Annotated in this window: 12 protein-coding genes and 1 pseudogene; 12 read left to right on the plus strand and 1 reads right to left on the minus strand. The window is 69.5% G+C overall.

Features of this window, described 5'->3' with window-relative positions:
* Window positions 1-5 precede the first annotated feature (5 nt).
* The 11 genes and pseudogenes from N792_RS01905 (at window position 6) to lpxC (ending at window position 13,445) form a co-directional block, all read left to right on the plus strand.
* Window positions 6-1,505, plus strand: a complete 1,500-nt coding sequence (locus N792_RS01905) for a UDP-N-acetylmuramoyl-L-alanyl-D-glutamate--2,6-diaminopimelate ligase (protein WP_036192398.1) — start codon at window positions 6-8, stop codon at window positions 1,503-1,505.
* Entirely contained in the window at window positions 1,502-2,950 is a 1,449-nt protein-coding gene (locus N792_RS01910) for a UDP-N-acetylmuramoyl-tripeptide--D-alanyl-D-alanine ligase (protein ID WP_036191962.1), read from the plus strand. The genes N792_RS01905 and N792_RS01910 overlap by 4 nt, the downstream gene beginning before the upstream one ends.
* Window positions 2,940-4,022: a phospho-N-acetylmuramoyl-pentapeptide-transferase gene (mraY, locus tag N792_RS01915; protein WP_036191964.1), complete on the plus strand. Its 1,083-nt coding sequence runs from the start codon at window positions 2,940-2,942 to the stop codon at window positions 4,020-4,022. Before N792_RS01910 ends, mraY begins: the two co-directional genes overlap by 11 nt.
* Complete coding sequence (gene ftsW / locus N792_RS01920; protein ID WP_036191966.1) at window positions 4,022-5,452, plus strand: putative lipid II flippase FtsW; 1,431 nt, start codon at window positions 4,022-4,024, stop codon at window positions 5,450-5,452. Before mraY ends, ftsW begins: the two co-directional genes overlap by 1 nt.
* Window positions 5,449-6,576: pseudogene (murG, locus tag N792_RS01925) on the plus strand (undecaprenyldiphospho-muramoylpentapeptide beta-N-acetylglucosaminyltransferase); the annotation flags it as partial. The gene ftsW and the pseudogene murG, both read left to right, overlap by 4 nt.
* A 20-nt stretch (window positions 6,577-6,596) precedes the next feature.
* On the plus strand, window positions 6,597-8,054 hold the full coding sequence (murC, locus tag N792_RS01930) for a UDP-N-acetylmuramate--L-alanine ligase (RefSeq protein WP_036192403.1): 1,458 nt from the start codon (window positions 6,597-6,599) through the stop codon (window positions 8,052-8,054).
* Window positions 8,051-9,040: a D-alanine--D-alanine ligase gene (locus N792_RS01935; RefSeq protein WP_084105281.1), complete on the plus strand. Its 990-nt coding sequence runs from the start codon at window positions 8,051-8,053 to the stop codon at window positions 9,038-9,040. Before murC ends, N792_RS01935 begins: the two co-directional genes overlap by 4 nt.
* Window positions 9,037-9,783: a cell division protein FtsQ/DivIB gene (locus tag N792_RS01940; protein ID WP_036191968.1), complete on the plus strand. Its 747-nt coding sequence runs from the start codon at window positions 9,037-9,039 to the stop codon at window positions 9,781-9,783. The genes N792_RS01935 and N792_RS01940 overlap by 4 nt, the downstream gene beginning before the upstream one ends.
* Window positions 9,780-11,030, plus strand: a complete 1,251-nt coding sequence (ftsA, locus tag N792_RS01945) for a cell division protein FtsA (RefSeq protein ID WP_036191970.1) — start codon at window positions 9,780-9,782, stop codon at window positions 11,028-11,030. The genes N792_RS01940 and ftsA overlap by 4 nt, the downstream gene beginning before the upstream one ends.
* Before the next feature lie 78 nt (window positions 11,031-11,108).
* On the plus strand, window positions 11,109-12,320 hold the full coding sequence (ftsZ, locus tag N792_RS01950) for a cell division protein FtsZ (RefSeq protein WP_036191973.1): 1,212 nt from the start codon (window positions 11,109-11,111) through the stop codon (window positions 12,318-12,320).
* Window positions 12,321-12,527: 207 nt separating this feature from the next.
* Complete coding sequence (lpxC, locus tag N792_RS01955; RefSeq protein ID WP_036191975.1) at window positions 12,528-13,445, plus strand: UDP-3-O-acyl-N-acetylglucosamine deacetylase; 918 nt, start codon at window positions 12,528-12,530, stop codon at window positions 13,443-13,445.
* Window positions 13,446-13,679: 234 nt separating this feature from the next.
* On the opposite strand, the gene N792_RS13660 is transcribed toward lpxC, so the two are convergent.
* Window positions 13,680-14,129 (minus strand): DciA family protein, encoded by a 450-nt coding sequence (locus N792_RS13660; protein ID WP_084105283.1) that lies wholly within the window; start codon window positions 14,127-14,129, stop codon window positions 13,680-13,682.
* Between the two features lie 7 nt (window positions 14,130-14,136).
* On the opposite strand from N792_RS13660, the gene N792_RS01965 reads away from it, so the two are divergent.
* The gene (locus N792_RS01965) at window positions 14,137-15,045 is read left to right on the plus strand and encodes a M23 family metallopeptidase (RefSeq protein WP_036191981.1); all 909 of its coding nucleotides are present in this window, start codon (window positions 14,137-14,139) and stop codon (window positions 15,043-15,045) included.
* Window positions 15,046-15,279: the final 234 nt, after the last annotated feature.

Below are 15,279 nucleotides of genomic sequence, written 5' to 3' on the forward strand. Positions count from 1 at the left end.
GCCACATGCGGCTGGGCGACCTGTTGCCGGATGTCGCCGGAATCCCGCCGGATCTGGTCATCAGCGGGCTGGTCCAGGACAGTCGCGAGATCCGGCCGGGGGATGCGTTCGTCGCCATCGGCGGCTTCGGCACCCACGGCCTGAAGTTCGTCGAGCAGGCGCATGCGGCCCAGGCCAGCGCGATCCTGTATGAGCCGCCGGCATCGGCCGACATTCCCGCGCCGGCCGATGCGATTGCCGTTCCGCATCTGCGCGCGCGGATGGGCGGGATGGCCGACCGCTTCCACGACCGGCCCAGTGCGGCGATGCAGATGGTCGGCGTCACCGGCACCAACGGCAAGACGTCCATCGTGCAACTGCTGGCGCAGGCCTGGCAGCTGCAGGGCGTGCACGGTGCGAGCATCGGCACGCTCGGCGTGGGCATCGGCGGCGCGCTGGTGCCGACCGGCTTCACCACGCCGCTGGTGCTGAAAGTGCATGCGCTGCTGGCCGGCCTGCGCGACGCGGGTGCGCAGGCGGTGGCGATGGAAGTCAGCTCCCACGCGCTCGACCAGGGTCGCGTGGACGGCGTGCATTTCGATGTCGCGGTGTTCACCAACCTCACCCGCGACCATCTCGATTACCACGGCGACATGACCAGCTACGGCGCGGCCAAGGCGCGGCTGTTCGCCTGGCCCGGCCTGAAGGCGGCGGCGATCAATCTCGATGACGCCCACGGTCGCGTAATGCAGGCGGCGCTGCCGTCCGGCGTGCGCATGATCGGGCTGAGTTCGCGTGGCCATCCGGAGGCGGTGGTGCGCGCGCAGGCACTGCAGCTGGACAACGCCGGCATCGCTTTCGAGCTGGTCTTCCGGCTGCCGGCCGGGGACCAGCACCATGCGGTGCGTTCGCCGTTGCTGGGCCGTTTCAATGTCGACAACCTGGTCGCGGTCGCCGGTGCCCTGCTGGGCCTGGGCGCCGCGCCGGTGCAGATCGCCGCAACGCTGTCGCGGTTGCAGCCGATCCACGGCCGGATGAACCGCCTCGGCGGCCGCGATGGCCAGCCGCTGGTGGTGATCGACTATGCCCACACCCCCGATGCGCTGGAGCAGGCGCTGACCTCGTTGCGCGCGCATGCCGCGGCACGGCTGTTCTGTGTGTTCGGCTGCGGCGGCGAGCGCGACCGCGGCAAACGGCCACAGATGGCCTCCATTGCCCAGACCCACGCCGACGTGGTGATCGTCACCGACGACAACCCGCGCCACGAAGACGGCGACGCGATCGTGGCCGACATCCTCGCCGGCTTCATCGACACCGCCGCGGTGACCGTGCAGCGCGACCGCGCCGCGGCGATCGCCCGCGCGGTGGGCGAGGCCGGTGCGGACGACATCGTGCTGATCGCCGGCAAGGGCCACGAGGCCTGGCAGGACATCGCCGGCGTGCAACACCCCTTTGATGACACCGAAGTCGCGCGCACGGCACTGGGACGGCGCGCACCGTGCACGGATGCGCAGGAGCGATCATGAAACGTCTGTCGTTGTCCGACATCGCCCGCATGACCGGTGGCCGCCTGCAAGGCGGGGACCTGCCGGTGGATGCGCTGGCCACCGATACCCGTGCGTTGCCGGGCGCCGGCGCGGCCTTGTTCGTCGCCCTGAAGGGCGGGAACTTCGACGGCCATGACCATGTGGCCGCAGCCGCCAGGGGCGGTGTAGCCGCGGCCCTGGTGTCGCGGCTGGTCGAGGTCGATATTCCGCAGGTGCTGGTGGCCGATACCGAGCGCGCGCTGGGCGACCTGGCCGCGGCCGTGCAGCGCGATCGCCACACCGCGGTGGCCGCGATCACCGGCAGCAACGGCAAGACCAGCGTCAAGGCGCTGCTGCTGGAAATCCTCGTCCGCGCCGGCTCGACGTATGCCAATCCGGGCAACCGCAACAACGAGATCGGCCTGCCGCTGGCGGTGCTGGACGCGCCGGAAGACGCCCGTTACGCGGTCTACGAAATGGGCGCCGGCAAGCCCGGCGACATCGCCTACCTGACTGCGATCGCGCGTCCCGACGTGGCGCTGGTGAACAACATCGCGCCCGCGCATCTGGAGCGGATGGGCAGCCTGCTGGGCGTCGCCGACACCAAGGCCGCTATCTACGACGCCCTGCCGCCGCAGGGCGTGGCGGTGATCAACGCCGACGATGCGTTCGCGCCGTATTTCGCCGAGCGTGCGCACGGGCGCCGGTTGATCCGCTTCGGGCTGGAGGCGACCGCCGACATCCGCGCGCGCGACATCGTGGCGACCGCTGCCGGGTCGCGGTTCGGCCTGGTCACGCCGGCGGGCGAGGTCGCGATCGAGCTGGCCCTGCGCGGACGCCACAACGTGCGCAACGCGCTCGCCGCGGCTTCGCTGGCGTTGGCGCTGAGCGTGTCGCTGGATGCCATCGCGCAGGGGTTGAACGCGGCCCGGCCGGTCGCCGGCCGGCTGGTCGCCCACGAACTGGACAACGGCGCGGTGCTGATCGACGACAGCTACAACGCCAATCCGGGTTCGCTGGCCGCGGCGATCGACACCCTGGCCGAATCGCTTGCAGCGCCAGCGGGCGAGGGCTGGCTGGTGCTCGGCGACATGCGCGAACTGGGCGACGACGCGCGCGCGATGCACGCGCAGGCCGGACGCCACGCGAAGGCGGCCGGGATCCGGCGGCTGTTCGCGCTTGGTGAACTCAGCGCGGCGGCGGCCGAGGCGTTCGGCGAAGGCGGCAGCGTGTATGACAGCCACGCCGCACTGGTCGAAGCCCTGCAAAAGGCATGTGCGGGTGACCGCGATCCGGACGCGGATGCAATGCACCCCGAAAAAACGGGCGCTGGCATCCGGATCCTGGTGAAAGGCTCGCGCGGCAGCGCGATGGACAAGATTGTGACGGCCTTGCTGTCGCGCCAACGCCCGCAAGGGCCGGGGGACCGTACCGATGCTGCTTGAACTGGCGCGCTGGCTGGAACAGCTGGACAGCCTGTTTGGACTGTTCAATTACCTGACCTTCCGCGGCATCCTCAGCGCGTTGACCGCGCTGGGCCTGTCGCTGTGGTGGGGACCGGCGGCGATCCGCAAGCTGGCCCAGTACAAGGGCGGCCAGCCGATCCGCCAGGACGGTCCGCAGAGCCACTTTTCCAAGGCCGGCACGCCGACCATGGGCGGTGGCCTGATCCTGCTGTCGGTGCTCGCCGCGGTGCTGCTGTGGGGCGACCTGCGCAACAAGTACGTCTGGGTGGTGCTGGCGGTGATGCTCGCGTTCGGCGCGATCGGCTGGTACGACGACTGGATCAAGATCGTCCACCGCGACCCGAACGGCCTGAAGTCGCGCTGGAAGTACCTGCTGCAGTCGCTCTTCGGCCTGGCCGCCGGCGTCTATCTGTACATGACCGCCGACGTGCCGGCGGCGACCACGTTCTACATCCCGATGTTCAAGGCGCTCGCGTTCCCGATGGGCGCGGGGCTGATCGTGGTGGCCTACTTCTGGATCGTCGGGTTCTCCAACGCGGTCAACCTGACCGATGGCCTGGACGGGCTGGCGATCATGCCGACCGTGCTGGTCGCCTGCGCGCTGGGCGTGTTCGCGTACGTCTCCGGCAACGCGGTGTTCTCGGAGTACCTGCAGATCCCGCCGGTGCCGGGGGCGGGCGAGCTGGTGATCATCTGCGCGGCGATCGCCGGGGCTGGACTGGGCTTCCTGTGGTTCAACACCTACCCGGCGATGGTGTTCATGGGCGACATCGGCGCGCTCGCGCTGGGCGCGGTGCTGGGCACCATTGCCGTGATCGTCCGCCAGGAGCTGGTGCTGGTGATCATGGGCGGCGTGTTCGTGGTCGAAACCCTGTCGGTGATGATCCAGGTCGCGTCGTTCAAATTGACCGGCAAGCGCGTGTTCCGGATGGCGCCGATCCACCACCACTTCGAGCTCAAGGGCTGGCCCGAGCCGCGCGTGATCGTGCGCTTCTGGATCATCTCGGTGGTGCTGGTGCTGGTCGGCCTGGCCACGTTGAAGGTGCGCTGATGACCGACACCACGCGCCAGGCCACACGTCTTGACGCCATCGGCGGCCGGTTCGATCCGTGGCTGCTGCTGGCGATCGGGACGTTGGCGTGCGTAGGCGTGGTGATGGTGGGTTCCAGCTCGATCGCGATCGCGATCGACTACGGCGTGGGACCGTTCCACTACCTCGCCCGGCACCTGATGTTCCTGGTGGTCGGCGGGATCCTGGGCGCGGTCCTCATGCACACCGACCTGAAGACGGTCGAACAGCACAACCACTGGCTGCTGCTGGGCTGTTTCGTGCTGCTGCTGGCGGTGTTCGTGCCGGGGCTGGGGATGTCGGTCAACGGTGCGCGCCGCTGGATCAACCTGGTGGTGTCCAATTTCCAGGCGGTGGAAGCGGTCAAGCTGCTCTACATCGTCTGGCTGGGCAGCTACCTCAAGCGCTACAGCGAAGAGGTCGCGGCGACCTGGCCGGCGATGCTCAAGCCGCTGGGCGTCGCGCTGGGGCTGGTGGTGCTGCTGCTGGCGCAGCCGGACTTCGGCTCGGCGACCCTGATCCTGGCGATCACCTGCGGGATGCTGTGGCTGGGCGGCGTCAACATGCCGCGGATGTTCATGCCGGTCCTGCTGGGCATCGTCGGCCTGGCCGCGCTGGCGATCGCCGAGCCCTACCGGATGCGCCGGCTGACCTCGTTCATGGACCCGTGGGCGGATCCGTTCAACTCCGGTTACCAGCTCACCAACGCGCTGATGGCGGTCGGCCGTGGCGAGTGGCTGGGCGTCGGACTGGGCAGCTCGGTGCAGAAACTGTCGTACCTGCCCGAGGCGCACACCGACTTCATCATGGCGGTGATCGCCGAGGAACTCGGCTTTGTCGGCGTCTGCACGATCATCGCCCTGTATGGCCTGCTGGTCGGTCGCGCGCTGTGGCTCGGGCTGCAGTGCGTGGAGATGCGCCGCCATTTTTCCGGCTACTGCGCGTTCGGCATCGCGCTGTGGATCGGCCTGCAAAGCTTCGTTTCCATCGGCGTGAACCTGGGTCTGTTGCCGACCAAGGGCCTGACCCTGCCGTTGATCTCCTCCGGTGGTTCCAGCGTGCTGATGACCTGCGCGGCGATGGGGCTGCTGTTGCGGGTGTCCTATGAGCTCGACCGCGCCCGGCGGCAGGTCGCGCGTCTGCGTGGCGAGGTGCAGGACCCGGTGGCCGCTGCGAGCGGACGCCAACCGGCGGCCCGTGTCAGTCCGGTGCGCGCCAGCTCGGCCCGGCGCGGGCCGGAGCGGGTGGCGCCGGTGCAGGTCGCGTCGGCTCCGGCCTCCATGTCGTCCCGGCCGGCGGAGTCCGCATCGCAGCCTCCTGCCCGCGATCCCGCCTCCGTCCCGCCTGCGGTGGCGCGCGGCACCAGCCGTCTGCGCCAGCGGGTCGAGCCGACCTTCGGAGGCATCGCATGAGCGCCGTGCGTGATTCCGGTCCGGTGATGATCCTTGCCGGCGGCACCGGCGGGCACATCTTCCCCGGCCTGGCCGTGGCCAAGGCGCTGATCGAGCGCGGCGTGCCGGTGACCTGGCTGGGCGCCGAGGGCGGCATGGAAACCCGGCTGGTGCCGCCGTACGGCATCGCTATCGACACCATCGCGGTGCGCGGCGTGCGCGGCAAGGGGCTGGCGACGCTGCTGGCGGCGCCGTTCAAGCTGCTCGGTTCCGTGCGTGCGGCCGCCAGGGTGCTGCGGGCGCGCCGGCCGCGTGCGGTGATCAGCTTTGGCGGCTATGCCGCCGGCCCCGGCGGTCTGGCGGCGCGGCTGGCGCGGGTGCCGTTGATCGTGCACGAGCAGAACCGTGCGCCAGGCATGACCAACCGGGTGCTGGCCCGTTTCGCGGCGCGGGTGCTGACCGGATTTCCCGACACCTTTCCGCGCGAGTCCGTGGTCGGCAATCCGGTCCGCGACGAGATCGTCCAGATCGCCGCGCCGGAGCAGCGCTTCATCGGTCGCCGCGGCCCGCTGCGGCTGCTGGTGCTGGGTGGCAGCCAGGGCGCGCGCGCGTTGAACGCCGCCGTGCCGCAGGCGCTGGCCGGCTTGCGCCAGCGCATCGACGGCGTCGAGGTGCGCCACCAGTGCGGCCAGCAACAGGTCGAAGAGACCGAGCGGCTGTACGCGCAGGCCGGTGTGCGCGCCAGCATCGAGCCCTTCATCGCCGACATGGCCGCCGCCTACGGCTGGGCCGACGTGGTGGTGTGCCGCGCCGGCGCACTGACCCTGGCCGAGTTGTGCGCGGCCGGCGTCGGCAGCGTGCTGGTGCCGTTCCCGCAGGCGGTCGACGACCACCAGACCCGCAATGCGCAGTACCTGGTCGATCGCGGCGCAGCGCAACTGCTGCAGCAGGAGCCGGAGACGGACCTGGCCGTGCGACTGTCGACCGCGCTGGAAGGCCTCGCCGGCCGCGCCGACCTGCTGCGCCTGGCCCAGGCCGCGCGCGCTCTGGCCCGGCCGGATGCCGCCGCACGCGTCGCGGACATCGTCCTGCGCCAGTCCGGCGCTTCCGGCTCGACCCCGGACTCATCCCATTCCCCTCAGGAGCCCGCTGCATGAGCAGTACCGTGCGCCGTCGCCTGCAACACAGCGGCGATCTCGCCAAAGCCTTCCCGCGCGTGCACTTCATCGGCATCGGCGGTACCGGCATGAGCGGTATCGCCGAGGTCATGTGCACGCTGGGCTACCAGGTGTCCGGTTCGGACAAGGCCGACAACGCGGTGACCCGCCGGTTGGCGCGGCTGGGCATCGCCGTGCATCGCGACCACGCCGCGGCCAACGTGCTGGGCACCGATTGCGTGGTCGTGTCCAGCGCGATCAAGGCCGACAACCCGGAGCTGCTGGAGGCGCGCGCGCAGCGCATCCCGGTGGTGCCGCGGGCGGAAATGCTGGCCGAGCTGATGCGCTTCAAGCGCGGCATCGCGGTGGCCGGCACCCACGGCAAGACCACGACCACGTCGCTGACCGCCAGCGTGCTGGCCGAGGGCGGGATCGACCCGACCTTCGTGATCGGTGGCCAACTGCTCGCCGCCGGTGCCAACGCCCGCCTGGGGAGCGGCGACTGGCTGGTGGCGGAGGCCGACGAGAGCGATGGCAGCTTCCTGCGCCTGAGCCCGCAGATCGCCGTGGTGACCAACATCGATGCGGACCATCTGGAGAACTACGGCGGCGATTTCGCCAACGTCCAGGCGGCGTTCGGCGAATTCATGCTGCGCCTGCCGTTCTACGGCCTGGCGGTGCTGTGCATCGACGACCCCGAGGTCGCCGCGCTGGCCGAGCGCACCCCGCGCCACGTGATGACCTATGGCCTGGCGCCCGAGGCCGACGTGCGCGCCGAGGATGTCAGCCAGCAGGGCGAGCGGATGCATTTCACCCTGTGCCTGCCCGACGGCGCGCGCTGCCCGGCGACCCTCGCCCTGCCGGGCGTGCACAACGTGCTCAACGCCCTGGCCGCCGCATCGGTCGGCTGGCAGCTGGGGGTGGAGCCGGCCGCGATCGCGCGCGCGCTGGAGCGTTTCGCCGGCATCGGTCGCCGCTTCAACGTGCTCTCGCAGACGCCGTTGCCGCCAAAGGACGGGCGCGAGGGCGGCACGGTCACCGTGGTCGACGACTACGGCCATCACCCCAAGGAGCTCGCGGCGGTATTCGCCGCCGCCCGCGGCGGCTGGCCCGACAAGCGGCTGGTGGTCGCCTTCCAGCCGCACCGCTACAGCCGCACCCGCGACCTGTTCGACGAGTTCGCCGCGGTGCTGTCCAGCGTCGATGCGCTGGTGCTGACCGAGGTGTATGCGGCCGGTGAAGCGCCGCTGGCCGGCGCCGACGAGAAGGCACTGGCGCGGGCGATCCGCGCGCGCGGCCGGATCGACCCGGTCGTGGTCGGCCCCGCCGGCGAGCTGGCCGCGGTGCTGGCCGACGTGCTGGAAGACGGCGACCTGCTGCTGCTGATGGGCGCCGGCGACATCGGCCAGGCCGCGCAACAGATTTCCACCCAGGGGTTTGTGGCCCCGCAGGAAGGTGACGCATGAACACGCCGCTGTCCGCCGGATTCGCTCCGCCACGGATCGCCGATCCGGCCGCCTTCGGCCGCGTCGCGGTGCTGATGGGCGGCACCAGCGCCGAGCGCGAGGTGTCGCTGGATTCCGGCCGCAACGTGCTGGAGGCGCTGCAGGCGCGCGGCGTCGACGCGTTCGCGGTCGACGGCATTCCGGCGCTGGTCGACCTGATCCGTGACGGCCGCGTGGACCGGGTGTTCAACATTCTCCACGGCAACAAGGGCGGTGGCGAAGACGGCGTGCTGCAGGGCCTGCTGGAGGCGCTGGGCGTGCCGTACACCGGCTCCGGCGTGCTCGGTTCCGCGCTGTCGATGGACAAGATCCGCACCAAGCAGGTCTGGCTCAGCCTCGGCCTGCCGACGCCGCGCTTCGTGCGCCTGGCGGCCGGCGACGACATGCACGCCGCGGCGAAGACGCTCGGCCTGCCGGTGTTCGTCAAGCCCTCCTGCGAGGGTTCCAGCGTCGGTGCATTCCGCATCCTGCACGAGGACGACCTCGCCGCGGCCGAGGCCTTCGCGGCCGGTTACGACGGCGAACTGCTGATGGAGCAGATGGTGGTCGGCGACGAGCTCACCGTCGGCATCCTCGCCGATGGTTCCGGCCACCGCGCGCTGCCGTCGATCCGCATCGTGCCCAAGGGCGAGTGGTACGACTACAACGCCAAATACATCGCCGAGGACACCCAGTATCTGTGTCCCGGCCTGGCGGGCGAGGCTGAGGCGGACATCCGGCGCATTTCACTGGCGGCGTTCGAAGCCGCCGGCTGCCGGGGCTGGGGCCGCGTGGACGTGATGCGCGACCGTGCCAGCGGCGCGTTCCATCTGCTGGAGGTGAACACCGCGCCGGGCATGACCAGCCACTCGCTGGTGCCCAAGGCCGCCGGTCAGGTCGGAATCGACTTCGAGGCGCTGTGCTGGCGCGTGCTGGAATCCTCGATGCCGGAGGTCGCCGACCGGTGAATGCCCTTCTGCGCCTGCTGGGTTGGCTGCTTGCGGTGGCGCTGGTCGTCCTGCCGGTGGTCGGCCTGCTCAACGGCTGGGTCGGCGCCGACCATTGGCCGCTGACCAGGCTGCGGGCGACCGGGCAGTTCGAGCGTGTGGACGAGGCGCTGCTGCGCCAGACCCTGCTGCCGTACGCGCGCCAGGGCTTCTTCGCGGTGCAGCTGGACGACGCCCGCGCCGCGGTTGCCGCGCTGCCGTGGGTCGAGCACGCCGACGTGCGCAAGCGCTGGCCGGATGTGCTGGAAGTGCAGGTGGTCGAGCACGTGCCGTTCGCGCGCTGGGGCGAGGACCAGTTGCTGTCCGAGCACGGAAAGCTGTTCCCGGCCGCGGGCATCGAGGTGCCGGCCGGACTGCCGCACCTGGCTGGGCCGGAGTCGCGCGTCAGCGAGATCGTCGCGCTCTACAACGAATCGCAGGCCCTGTTCGTCCCGATCGGCCTGCACGTGCTGGCGGTCGAACTCGATCCGCGCGGCAGCTGGACGCTCGGGCTGGACAACGGCGCGCAGGTGATCGTCGGCCGCAACGAGGCCCGCAGCCGGCTCGGGCGGTTCGTGCGCCTGATGCCGCAACTGCTGTCCCAGCAGGCGCAGGTGCTGACCCGCGCCGACCTTCGCTACACCAATGGTTTCGCACTGATCTGGGCCGCGAGTACTCCATCCACACCGCAGGGCCCGGCCGCGGACAAGCAGGGAAACACATGAATCGCAAGGGTGACAAATCGTTGATCGTCGGCCTCGACATCGGCACCTCCAAGGTCGTCGCACTGGTGGGCGAGTACACGCCCGGCCACAGCGGGCCGGACAACCCGATCGAGGTGATCGGCATCGGTTCGCACGAATCGCGCGGCCTGCGCCGGGGTGTGGTGGTCGATATCGAGTCCACCGTGCAGTCGATCCAGCGCGCGATCGAGGAGGCCGAGCTGATGGCCGGCTGCGAGATCCGCTCGGTCTACGCCTCCATCTCCGGCAGCCACGTGCAGTGCCGCAACTCGCAGGGCATCGCGCCGATCCGCGACGGCGAGGTCAGCCTGGCCGACCTGGACCGCGTGCTCGAGGCGGCCAAGGCGGTGGCCATCCCGGCCGACCAGAAGATCCTGCATGCGATCCCGCGCGACTACGTGCTCGACCATTCGCAGGAAGGCATCCGCAACCCGATCGGCATGACCGGCGTGCGGCTGGAAGTCCACGCCCACCTGGTGGTCTGCGCGCAATCGGCCGCGGCCAACGTCAGCAAGTGCGTGCAGCGCTGCGGCCTGCAGGTCGACAGCCTGATCCTGGGCGTGTTGGCCTCCAGCAACGCGGTGCTGACTTCCGATGAGCGCGAGCTGGGCGTGGTGCTGGTCGACATCGGCGCGGGCACCACCGACATCGCGGTGTTCGTGCAGGGCGCGATCGCCCATTCGGCCAGCCTCGGCATCGCCGGCGACAAGGTCACCGAGGACATCGCCCACATGCTGCGCACGCCGACCCCGGAAGCCGAGCAGATCAAGGTCCGCTACGCCTGCGCGCTGGCGCAGATGGCCACCGCCGAGGAGTCCATCCAGGTGCCGTCGGTCGGCGACCGCCCGCCCCGCCGGATGCCGCGCGCCTCGCTCGCGCAGGCGGTGCAGGCGCGCTACGAGGAAATCTTCGAGATGGTCCAGGCCGAGCTGCGGCGCAGCGGCTTCGAGCAGCACGTCCGCGCCGGCATGGTCCTGACCGGCGGCGCGGCAAAGATGGAAGGCGTGGTCGAACTGGCCGAGGAAATGCTGCAGATGCCGGTGCGCGTGGGCATTCCGCAGCACGTCACCGGCCTGGGCGAAGTGGTCGGCAACCCGGTCCACGCCACCGGCGTCGGCCTGCTCCTGATGGGCAGCCAGCTGGAAAGCCCGCACCGTCCGGTGATCAACACCGGACGGGCCGGATCGATGTTCAACAAGCTCAGTGGCTGGTTCCGGAGCCACTTCTGAGTTCCCCCGCAAGACAGCGACAACCCGCGGCACCAGCGACACCCGGCAACACATAACTAGACCAACGAGGACACGGACATGGCGCACTTTGAACTGGTAGAAAACATGGCACCCAACGCGATCATCAAGGTGATCGGGGTCGGCGGCGGTGGCGGCAACGCCGTCGCCCACATGGTCAGCAACAACGTCGATGGGGTGGAATTCATCACCGCCAACACCGACTCGCAGGCGATCAAGAACTGCGGCGCGAAACTGCAGCTGCAGCTGGGCACCAACGTCACCAAGGGCCTGGGCGCCGGCGCGAACCCGGAAGTCGGTCGCCAGGCCGCACTGGAAGACCGCGAACGCCTGATGGATGCGCTGGAAGGCGCGGACATGGTGTTCATCACCGCCGGCATGGGCGGCGGCACCGGCACCGGCGCGGCGCCGGTCGTGGCCCAGCTGGCCAAGGAGATGGGCATCCTGACCGTCGCCGTGGTCACCAAGCCGTTCCCGTTCGAAGGCCGTCGCCGCATGCAGGTCGCGCTCAAGGGCATCGAGGAGCTGAGCCACCACTGCGACTCGCTGATCACCATCCCGAACGAGAAACTCATCACCGTGCTGGGCCGCAACGCCACGATGGTGCAGGCGTTCCGCGCCGCCAATGATGTGCTGCTGGGCGCAGTGCAGGGCATCGCCGACCTGATCGTGCGTCCGGGCCTGATCAACGTCGACTTCGCCGACGTGCGTACCGTGATGTCCGAGATGGGTCTGGCGATGATGGGCAGCGGCGCGGCGCGCGGCGACGACCGGGCCCAAGCCGCGGCCGAGGCGGCGGTGCTCAACCCGCTGCTGGACGACGTCAACCTGCAGGGCGCCAACGGCATCCTGGTCAACATCACTGCCGGTCCGGATTTCACCATGGCCGAGTTCGACGAGGTCGGCCGCACCGTCGAGGCGTTCGCGTCCGAGGACGCCACCATCGTCATCGGCACCGTGCTGGACCCGGACATGCAGGACGAGGTCCGCGTGACCGTGGTCGCCACCGGCCTGAACCGGGCGCCCGCCCGCCAGGGCAAGTCGGGGGAAAGCCACCGCGCGCCGATCCAGCTGGTCCGCAACGCCACCACCGGCCAGCCCGAGTTCCCGCTGGACGAGGCGTACTCACCGTCGCAGCCGAGCTTCGGCGGCAGCCTGCGGGGCAGCGCGAGCCAGTCCGAGATGCCGTCGTCGGCGCCCGCCGCCGCCGATTTCGGCAGCGACAACAGCTACCTCGATATCCCGGCGTTCCTGCGCCGGCAGGCGGATTGATCCGCCGCCAGTGAAGTAACGCCAACGTCCGGTTCGTCTTGGTCCCGCGTCCTTGTGGCGCGGGGCGTTTGGACCGGTCGCCTGCCTGATCGGCGGGTGGCCGGTCATTTTCCGGCCAGGCCGGTTCAGGTCGGATTGATCCGGGCCGAACCGCGCCCATGTTAACGTGGCCCGCTTTTTTCCGAATTCCAAGGTCTTTCCATACCCATGCTGCGTCAGCGCACCCTCAAGAACGTGATCCGCGCCACCGGCGTGGGGCTGCACAGCGGCGAAAAGGTCTTTCTCACCATGCGTCCGGCCCCGGTCAACGCCGGCATCGTGTTCCGTCGCATCGACCTCGACCCGGTGGTGGAGATCCCCGCGAAGGCCGAGCTGGTCACCGAGACCACCCTGTGTACCGGCCTGAGCCTCGGCCCGGCCAACGTGCAGACCGTCGAACACCTGATGTCCGCCCTGGCGGGGCTGGGCATCGACAACGCCATCATCGACCTGTCCGCGCCGGAAGTGCCGATCATGGACGGCTCGGCGGGACCGTTCGTGTTCCTGCTGCAGTCCGCCGGCATCGCCGAGCAGGACGCGCCCAAGCGTTTCATCCGGATCAAGCATCCGGTGGAAGTGACCGACGGCGACAAGGTCGCCCGTTTCGAACCCTACGACGGCTTCCGGATCGGCTTCACGGTGGTGTTCAAGCACCCGGCCATTCCCGATTCGCAGTCGCGCGCCGAGGTCGAGTTCTCGACCGTCAACTACATCAAGGAAGTCAGCCGCGCGCGCACCTTCGGTTTCATGCGCGACCTGGAATACATGCGCGAGCGCAACCTCGGCCTGGGCGGCTCGATGGACAACGCGATCGTGCTCGACGAGTTCCGCGTGCTCAACGAGGACGGCCTGCGCTATGCCGACGAGTTCGTCCGCCACAAGATCCTCGATGCGATCGGTGACCTCTATCTGGCGGGCCATGCGGTCATCGGTGCCTACGAGGGCTTCAAGTCCGGCCACGCACTGAACAACAAGCTGGTGCGCGCGCTGCTGGCCGACCAGTCCGCCTGGGACATCGTCAGCTACACCGACGACGAGCACCCGGTCGCCATCGATACCGCTTTCGGCAGCCCTGCGACGGCCTGATACCCCGGCGTGACGGCCCTGCAGCCGTCCAGCACCGTGCTTTTTGCGCCTCCGTCATCGCCATTCCGCCCGAGCGTGCGGCCCGTCACGGATATGGATGTTTCACCTGAATATGACATCCGATATGCGGAACCCTTCCGGATTTTTAACAAATCGAGGGTTTTGGGGCTTTAGGATTCCCCGTCGATGCTCACCCGGCCTTCACGTAAAAAGCGTGAATAGCCGGCCACCGAGTCATCCGGCGTCATCCGGCCCATGGGGGTCGGCGGGTTTCAGGGACGCCAGTGCGGACTGCAATGCTTCTTTCGCAGCCGCAGACATGGTCACGGGTTTCCGGGGTGCCGGTTGGGGCGGTGCGCCGGGAGCGAGGCTCGTCTTGATGACGAACTCGGCCGCGTCCAGTCCCATGGAACGGGCGCCAACCAGCAGTTCCGGAGCGAGCAGGCGCAATTTCGCCCGCCACACCGGGGAGTCAACCAGATATACGAGCCTGCCGCGCTCGTGATTCGCCAGTCGCGCATGCGCGGCCAGCGGGAACGGCAGGAGTGGGCGTAACCGACGGTCCAGCTCGTCGAGCCAGAGGGCGCGACGAATCGGGTCGCCAGCGGGCTCCGCCAGCAGCGCATCGAGCGCAGCGGTGGGGGTCGAAGGGCGACGCGGCGGGTGGGATCGGAATTCAGACATCGGACATATGACCTATCAAGACATCGTAAACAAATCGCGCGGTACCTGGGCTTCCCTGGGCCACCGCGTCCTGCAGGCCGGCGGGCAGCGGCCCGTATTGGCCGCGGCGTTGCTGCTCGGCGGTGGCCTGGCCATGGGCCTGGGTGGCGGGTTTGCCGCCAACGCCAGTCTGCGCCACCAGGTGGCCGACCAGCAGGTCCTGATCGAATCCGCCCAGGCGGATGCGCAACGCGAGATCAATGCGCTGGCAGCCCGTCTGGGCGAACTGCAGGCCGAGGCCAACCGGCTCAACGCACTGGGGGACCGCCTGACCCGCATCGGCCAGCTGCAGGATGGCGAGTTCGACTTCAACGAGCCGGTCGGCGTCGGTGGTGTCGGCCCGGTGGAGGACATGCCGCGCAGCGAGCTGGACGAAGGGCTTTCCGAGCTGGGCGCGCAGTTCCGTGCTTCCGGCGAGCAGCTGTCGGTGCTGGAATCGCTGCTGTTCAACCGCCAGCTCGACATGAACGCGGTGCCTTCACGCGAGCCGATCCAGAGCTACATCACGTCGAACTTCGGCGGCCGGGCCGATCCCTTCCGCGGCGGTCGCGCGTTCCACAAGGGCATCGACTTCAAGGCCAATGTCGGCGATCCGGTGATGGCGGTGGCCGATGGCGTGGTCAGTTTCTCCGGCGTGCGCTCCGGTTACGGCAACACGATCGAGATCGACCACGGCAACGGTTACGTCACCCGCTACGCCCACAACTCCAGGCTGACCCGCAAGGTCGGCGGTCTGGTGCGGGCCGGGCAGGAAGTCGCCAAGGCCGGTTCCAGCGGCCGCTCCACCGGTGCCCACGTGCACTTCGAGGTGTGGCAGAACGGCAACGTGGTCAACCCGAACAAGTTCCTCAGCCAGCGCTCGCCCCTGCGCGGCTGATCGGGGCGCTGCGGTGCCCGGCACGAGGAGCCTGCGAGGCTGCGGACCATGGCGACCGGGTTCCCTCGCGAGGACCGGTTTCCGGCAGCGACCCCAGTCGCGACCTGTGCATCGTTGCCCGAGGCCGGACGATCGCCCGTGACGTGCGGCGGAGGGCCGGCCCGCGTGGCCAGGGCCGCGGGAGACAGGGGAGCACAACGATGCTGTGGGTCCTGCGCGTTCGCGACTCACCGG

The organism is Lysobacter concretionis Ko07 = DSM 16239, assembly GCF_000768345.1.
GTDB classification, from domain to species: domain Bacteria; phylum Pseudomonadota; class Gammaproteobacteria; order Xanthomonadales; family Xanthomonadaceae; genus Novilysobacter; species Novilysobacter concretionis.

Bases quoted from the DNA above. Each gene is read 5' to 3' on its own strand.
- N792_RS01905 (WP_036192398.1), top strand. From the start codon at position 6: ATGCGGCTGGGCGACCTGTTGCCGGATGTCGCCGGAATCCCGCCGGAT.
- N792_RS01910 (WP_036191962.1), top strand. From the start codon at position 1,502: ATGAAACGTCTGTCGTTGTCCGACATCGCCCGCATGACCGGTGGCCGC.
- mraY (WP_036191964.1), top strand. From the start codon at position 2,940: ATGCTGCTTGAACTGGCGCGCTGGCTGGAACAGCTGGACAGCCTGTTT.
- ftsW (WP_036191966.1), top strand. From the start codon at position 4,022: ATGACCGACACCACGCGCCAGGCCACACGTCTTGACGCCATCGGCGGC.
- N792_RS01935 (WP_084105281.1), top strand. From the start codon at position 8,051: ATGAACACGCCGCTGTCCGCCGGATTCGCTCCGCCACGGATCGCCGAT.
- ftsA (WP_036191970.1), top strand. From the start codon at position 9,780: ATGAATCGCAAGGGTGACAAATCGTTGATCGTCGGCCTCGACATCGGC.
- ftsZ (WP_036191973.1), top strand. From the start codon at position 11,109: ATGGCGCACTTTGAACTGGTAGAAAACATGGCACCCAACGCGATCATC.
- lpxC (WP_036191975.1), top strand. From the start codon at position 12,528: ATGCTGCGTCAGCGCACCCTCAAGAACGTGATCCGCGCCACCGGCGTG.
- N792_RS13660 (WP_084105283.1), bottom strand. From the start codon at position 14,129: ATGTCTGAATTCCGATCCCACCCGCCGCGTCGCCCTTCGACCCCCACC.
- N792_RS01965 (WP_036191981.1), top strand. From the start codon at position 14,137: ATGACCTATCAAGACATCGTAAACAAATCGCGCGGTACCTGGGCTTCC.